Raw genomic sequence first — 5,851 nt, forward strand, 5'->3', positions numbered from 1 at the left:
AGCAGAAAATATTCCTAGACTATGGATAATAACTCCTACGGCCAGTCAAAGAATTATAACTGCTTTTTCCGCTCTCAATCATCCAGATTGGGGAGAAGGAATTTATTTTTTAGCCCCAGCATTAACCACAGCCATTATTGTACTGCATCAATTACCTGAAACCCCTGAAACCCTCTGGTTAAGATTATTAGGTAGAGGAGGAACCAGAACCAGAGCGATTGATGAATTAGAGGCATTATCTTCTAATCATCCTTTCAAATCAGCTTCCTTAAAGTTATTATACAATTTGAGTAGGAACCTGCAAGCCTTACCCAAAAGAACCCAGGAGGAGAGAAAATTTATTATGCGTTTAGCCCCTTTATACGAACAAGATAGAGAAAAAGCTATTCAACAAGGAGAAACCAAGGTAGTGCTGCGTCAACTAAAGCGACGTTTTGGTGAACTTCCCCCGCATATTACCGAAACTATCCAAAAACTAACCGTTGAACAATTAGAAGACTTAGGAGAAGCATTGCTAGACTTTAATATTCAAGCTGACTTAATTAATTGGCTTAATCGGGACTAAAATCTTCGGAAAAGGTCATTTAAAAATCCTCTAATTGTTTCCTTGAAATATCGGAAAATTGAGAGCTTTATTGAACGGGGCAAGGTCTTGGAAATTAATCACATTATCTCCAGGAAAATCTGGCTTTGCTGATTTGAATTCTGAATCTTCTTGGGTGAGATTTTTAAAACCTAGACCAAAACTAACTTTTGGATAGGACACACATTTGGCATTCATAGCTTGATTCAAAAACGCCGAATAATCTTATACTACTCCTAAGCACTTTTTCTCTCTTGACAATGACCTTAAAAACTGATCACGGTAAAAGCCATCCCGTCGGGGCAACTGTCTTGGCCGATGGTGTCAACTTCTCACTATTTTCTAAGTATGCCACTGCCATAGAATTATTATTATTTGATGATGCTAATTCCCCGCAACCTAGTCAAATTATTCGTCTCAGTCCCCACGAAAATCGCACCTTTTTCTATTGGCATATTTTCGTTCACGGGATTGGAGCCGGTCAAGTGTATGCTTATCGAGTCTATGGTCCGGATAATCCGGACCAGGGTCATCGCTTCGATCCTGATAAAGTAGTTCTCGATCCCTATGCGAAAGCGATTGTCGGTGCGGAAATTTATGATCGACAAGCTGCCAGCGAAAAAGGCGATAATTGTCATCAAGCTTTGCGGGGTCTGGTAGTGGATACGGGCCGCTACGATTGGGAAGATGACAAACCGCTACGCACTCCCTACTCTGCCAGTTTGATCTACGAAATGCACGTCGGTGGTTTTACTCGTAACCCGAATTCTGGCGTTAGCGAGGAAAAAAGAGGTACGTTTGCGGGATTAATCGAAAAAATACCCTATTTGAAAAACCTAGGCATTACTGCCGTGGAATTGTTACCGATTCATTACTTTGATCCCGCTGCGGCCATGCCGGGGTTAACTAACTATTGGGGTTATAGCACGATCGGCTTTTTTGCGCCCCACGCTGGTTACAGTAGCGATCGCTCACCGTTCGGTCCTTTGAATGAATTTCGAGATCTGGTGAAAGCTTTACACAAAGCGGGTATCGAAGTGATTCTCGATGTGGTTTTCAATCATACCGCCGAGGGGGACGAAATCGGGCCAACTCTTTCCTTTAAAGGTATCGATAATCGCACCTACTACATCCTCGATGCAGAAGATAAAAGCATCTATAGCAACTATACCGGCTGTGGTAACACCCTCAAGGGCAGTCATCCGATTGTGGGCAAAATGATTCTCGATTGTTTGCGCTATTGGGTATCAGAAATGCACGTGGATGGTTTTCGCTTTGACCTGGCGGCCGTATTATCGCGTAATGTGGACGGGGAACCGATCCTACAAAAAGGTTATAACATGATCTGGGCGATCGAATCGGATCCAGTCTTAGCCGGGACAAAATTAATCGCTGAAGCCTGGGATGCGGCAGGATTGTATAGTGTCGGTCAATTTGTTGAATTTGCCGATTGGTTTTCCGAGTGGAATGGTCCTTTTCGCGATGATGTACGCGCTTTTGTCCGGGGAGATACCAGCATAGTCACGAAATTAGCGGCGCGGATTTTAGGAAGCCCCGACATCTACCACAGACCTGACACCGATGTCAATAGAAGTATAAATTTTGTTACCTGTCACGATGGCTTTACCCTTAACGATCTAGTGTCCTACGACGAGAAACACAACGAGGCTAACGGCGAGGAGAATCGGGACGGTTGCAACGATAATTTTAGCTGGAATTGTGGGATAGAAGGGGAAACCAATAACGAGGAGATTAAAACCCTGCGACTGCAACAAATAAAAAATCTCTTAACGATCCTGTTCATTTCCCAAGGAACACCTATGCTGTTGATGGGGGACGAAGTGCGACGCACCCAAAAGGGCAACAATAACGCCTATTGTCAGGATAACCAGTTAAGTTGGTTCGATTGGAGTGCGGTAGAGCAAGAGTTCGATCTTTGGTGTTTCGTAAGGAGACTGATCGATTTTAATAAAAAATTAGCTCTTTTCCGTCAAGAAAAATTGCTAGAAGTCACCTATACCAGTCTTGAACCCCATCTCAGTTGGCATGGCGTACAGTTGAGTAAACCCGATTGGTCGGAAGATTCCCGCAGTTTAGCTTTTTCCCTGCGTCATCCCAAGGCGAATGAGTATTTACACATTATGCTCAACGCTTACTGGGAATCTCTCAACTTCCAGTTACCCCCCCTATTCCCAGAGGAAAAATGGCATCGCGTCATCGATACTGCTGGGCAATTGTCCGAGGCAGCCTGTGATTTAGATGCCGCCGCCGCTGTTGAATCGGAAACCTATCGGGTGCAAGCGCGTTCGGCGGTAGTTTTAATCGTTAAACCAGTATAACAAGGGGAGAGATATTGCCCGATCGAGCGATCTTGAATGCTTTAACTGATGAACAATGGCATCAATTCAATCGTCAAGTGGAAAAACGTTATTTATTTGCGGAGCAATAGCTGAAATGATGCGGCTTTCATTAGCGAAACGGGTATCGATTCTCTCTTTGTGTTTAATGGGTTTTTCCCTGCCTTGGACTGCGTTCAGCGTTTCACCAGTACAGGCGAACCTAGAACCGAATGCGATCGCTCTTGGTGATCCTGTTCGGGAAGAAAAGCAAGCTCGGCAGTTAGTAGAATGGTTGGGAACTAAACAATACGGTAAAGTTATTGCAGCTTTGTCACCCCAACTAAAACCCCTCTGGACTGCCGAAAAATTGCAAAAGGTCTGGGAAAGCCAAGTCACTGACAATACTGGACCGTTTAAGCGCATTGTCAAAACCAAGGTACTCGATGCTATCAATGCCAATCTGGTGATTGTCACCGTTGAATTTGAGAAAGTTACCGACGATGTGATAGTTACCTTTAACCGGTCCGGTCAGATAGTTGCCGCCGATTTTCCCGAATTTCGCAGTATTTCTGAGATTGGCACCGCTTTTGTCACGGCCTTGGCCAATAAAGACTACGGCCTGGCCCGAGGTTTTTTACACCCTTTCCTGAAAGCGGAAGTTTTCCCCACCAGAGTACAAGGCGCTTGGGAGAATTTACTTAAGCGTACCGGCCCCGTGCGTCGGATTGTGGGAACTCAGGTCAGAAAAGGCTCGGATACGGACGGTGTGGATCTGGTGTTGGTGACGATTCAATTTGAAAAACTGACGGATACTTTAATCCTCGTTTTTGATGATCAAAAGCAGATTGTCAACGTGGATTTCCCTTTAGGCAATTAGTAATCGGCCGAAATTACCCCGTAAATTGAGTTGGAGACGATAAGTTATGTTAGATAAAATCGAAGTTCCCATCGAAGCGATCGCAGCTAGGGAGATTCTAGATTCCCGCGGCCGTCCCACGATCGAAGCGGAAGTTCTATTAGAATCGGGGGCGCTCGGTTTGGCCCAGGTTCCCAGTGGTGCTTCTACGGGTAGTTTTGAGGCCCACGAATTACGCGATGATGATCCCCAGCGTTACGGTGGTAAGGGTGTCCTGAAAGCAGTTCGCAATGTCCACGAAAAAATCGTCCCAGTTTTGGAGGGGATGAATGCTTTCGACCAAGCTAGTATCGATTTAGCTATGATCGATCGCGATGGTACGGCCAATAAACGAGAATTAGGTGCTAATGCTATCCTAGCCGTCTCTCTGGCTACGGCCAAAGCAGCGGCGGCGGATCTGGGATTGCCTCTCTATCGTTATCTCGGTGGTCCGATGGCCAATGTGCTACCCGTCCCGATGATGAACGTGATTAATGGTGGTTCTCACGCTGATAATAACGTCGATTTTCAGGAGTTTATGATCTTCCCCATCGGGGCCGATTCTTTTAAGGAGGGTTTGCGTTGGGGAGCGGAAGTATTCGCCGCTTTGGGTAAGGCCTTGCACGAACGCAAATTACTGACCGGTGTGGGCGATGAGGGCGGTTATGCTCCTAATTTGGCTTCAAATCAGGAAGCTTTGGATATTTTGATTGAATCGATCGAACGTGCTGGTTATAAACCGGGGTCGGAGGTGGCTTTGGCTATGGATGTGGCCGCCAGTGAATTCTATAAGGATGGTCAATACCTCTACGATGGTTCGGCCCATTCTCCCGCCGAAATGGTGGATTTTTTGGCCAGTTTAGTCGATCGCTATCCGATTGTTTCCATTGAAGACGGTTTACACGAGGAAGATTGGGATAACTGGAAATTATTGACCGATAAACTGGGGGCGCGGATTCAGTTGGTGGGCGATGATTTGATGGTGACTAATCCTATCCGTCTGCAAAAAGCGATCGATCTGGGTATTGCTAACTCGATCCTGATTAAACTCAATCAGATCGGTTCTTTGACGGAAACCCTACAAACGATCGCCCTAGCTACCCGTCACGGTTATCGTTCTGTCATCAGTCATCGTTCTGGAGAAACGGAAGACACCACGATCGCAGATCTGGCGGTGGCTACTAATGCCGGACAGATTAAAACTGGTTCTCTCAGTCGCAGTGAACGGGTGGCTAAGTATAATCGCTTATTACGCATCGAAGCAGAATTAGGCGATCGGGCGGTGTACGCGCCGAAAGTCGGTTTGGGTCCAAAATTCTTGGCCTAAAATTTGCAAAAAGTCTTGCACTGATCGAAAAAGGGTGTTATACTAAAGATACTGATAACTGATAACTGGTCACTGACTATTGTGGTACTTCGCTGAAACCCTTTTCGGCGAAGTATTTATTTTTGGCCTTTTTCTGCACGAAGGTATGATTTTGGGATCAAAGGTGTTATACTAGGGGTACTGATAACTGATAACTGGTCACTGACTATTGTGGTACTTCGCTGGAACCTTTTTCAGCGAAGTATTTATTTAAGGGGGTGTTGACCAGAGAGAGGACGATGGGCGCAGCGATAAAAGCCACTAAACCTTTAACCGCAAATCCGGGGACGAGAATCGAGGCTAACCAGAAACAAAAGCCATTGAGAACAAGGATAAAGCCACCGAGGGTGAGAATAGTAATCGGTAGGGAAAGCAGTCCTAGAATCGGTTTAACCAGTGCGTTGACTAAACCAATAACTGCCCCCGCAACCATGGCCACAATAAAGCTATCGACTTTAACGCCGGGGAAGATAATATCAACCACCAATAAACTCAGGGCAGTGGCAAGAATATTTAAAAGAATGCCGATCATCGGAAATTTTGGGTCTGAAACCCCGCCGTTCTAGGTTGGCTTTACGTTAGAATTAAAAGGCCAGTCTCGAAAACCAAGTGGACGGCGCAGCACCTGGAAAACTCGGCTTAGGGGGTTCCGACCAGAAAAGCTTGGC

At 45.7% G+C, this 5,851-nt stretch carries 5 protein-coding genes; 4 read left to right on the top strand and 1 reads right to left on the bottom strand.

Going from position 1 to position 5,851, the window contains the following annotated elements:
* The 4 genes from IM515_RS04640 to eno form a co-directional block, all read left to right on the top strand.
* Positions 1-565 (top strand): DUF4351 domain-containing protein (locus IM515_RS04640; RefSeq protein ID WP_287629708.1); only part of this gene is annotated, 565 nt, incomplete at its 5' end.
* A 278-nt stretch (positions 566-843) separates the two neighbouring features.
* A complete protein-coding gene (gene glgX / locus IM515_RS04645; RefSeq protein ID WP_287629709.1) occupies positions 844-2,922 on the top strand; it encodes a glycogen debranching protein GlgX in 2,079 nt (692 codons plus the stop codon).
* A 115-nt stretch (positions 2,923-3,037) separates the two neighbouring features.
* Positions 3,038-3,799: a DUF3887 domain-containing protein gene (locus IM515_RS04650; RefSeq protein ID WP_287629710.1), complete on the top strand. Its 762-nt coding sequence runs from the start codon at positions 3,038-3,040 to the stop codon at positions 3,797-3,799.
* 46 nt (positions 3,800-3,845) lie between these two features.
* The gene (gene eno, locus IM515_RS04655) at positions 3,846-5,144 is read left to right on the top strand and encodes a phosphopyruvate hydratase (RefSeq protein WP_004161573.1); all 1,299 of its coding nucleotides are present in this window, start codon (positions 3,846-3,848) and stop codon (positions 5,142-5,144) included.
* A 205-nt stretch (positions 5,145-5,349) separates the two neighbouring features.
* Here eno and IM515_RS04660 read toward each other — a convergent pair whose 3' ends face one another.
* Positions 5,350-5,715 (bottom strand): phage holin family protein, encoded by a 366-nt coding sequence (locus tag IM515_RS04660; protein WP_002768209.1) that lies wholly within the window; start codon positions 5,713-5,715, stop codon positions 5,350-5,352.
* Positions 5,716-5,851: the final 136 nt, after the last annotated feature.

The organism is Microcystis sp. M44BS1 (genome assembly GCF_020244875.1).
Taxonomy (GTDB): domain Bacteria; phylum Cyanobacteriota; class Cyanobacteriia; order Cyanobacteriales; family Microcystaceae; genus Microcystis; species Microcystis panniformis.

Excerpts from the sequence above, each read along its gene's own strand:
- glgX (WP_287629709.1), top strand. The coding sequence starts at position 844 with ATGACCTTAAAAACTGATCACGGTAAAAGCCATCCCGTCGGGGCAACT.
- IM515_RS04650 (WP_287629710.1), top strand. The coding sequence starts at position 3,038 with ATGATGCGGCTTTCATTAGCGAAACGGGTATCGATTCTCTCTTTGTGT.
- eno (WP_004161573.1), top strand. The coding sequence starts at position 3,846 with ATGTTAGATAAAATCGAAGTTCCCATCGAAGCGATCGCAGCTAGGGAG.
- IM515_RS04660 (WP_002768209.1), bottom strand. The coding sequence starts at position 5,715 with ATGATCGGCATTCTTTTAAATATTCTTGCCACTGCCCTGAGTTTATTG.